Origin of the sequence: Streptomyces lancefieldiae, from assembly GCF_031845825.1 — a bacterium.
In the GTDB taxonomy this organism is placed as follows: domain Bacteria; phylum Actinomycetota; class Actinomycetes; order Streptomycetales; family Streptomycetaceae; genus Streptomyces; species Streptomyces lancefieldiae.
Window position 1 is genome coordinate 1 of sequence record NZ_JAVRFH010000399.1, and the last position, 403, is coordinate 403.

The 403-nt window shown below is 64.3% G+C and carries 1 protein-coding gene; it reads left to right on the forward strand.

Annotated elements, in window-relative coordinates; all coding sequences use genetic code 11:
* Nucleotides 1–182: 182 nt before the first annotated feature.
* Nucleotides 183–403, forward strand: a 221-nt coding sequence (locus tag RM812_RS42700) for a helix-turn-helix domain-containing protein (RefSeq protein WP_311586495.1), incomplete at its 3' end; no start/stop codon positions are given.

A 403-nucleotide genomic window follows, 5' to 3' on the forward strand; every position in this document is an offset into this window, starting at 1 on the left:
ATAGTGAAGAGTCTGGTATCGACGAAGATGTGAGTTTCACCTGTCGGTTGCGCAAGATGAGGGCAACGACCGTTCCGGGCACGGATCGGACCACGGGTGTAAGCCAGACTATGCACCAGACGACGGCCTTGCTTTAATTGCCGGGTTGTGTCGCACCGACCATCTGCTGCCAGGGGAGTTTCGTGACCGGCGTACCACCGGAAGAGGGCGCCAGCCCGAGCGAGAGTCTGCGCCTGGACGAGCGCCCGAGCGCCGGCGGGCGCGACCCGTTGTCCGGGGTGGGGGGCGCGTTGCGATTGCACCGCAACGCCAAAGGGCTCTCGCTGCGACAGTTCGCCCGCCAGTTGGGGGTCTCCGCGTCGTTCATCTCGCAACTGGAGAACGGCAAGTCACAGCCGTCGGT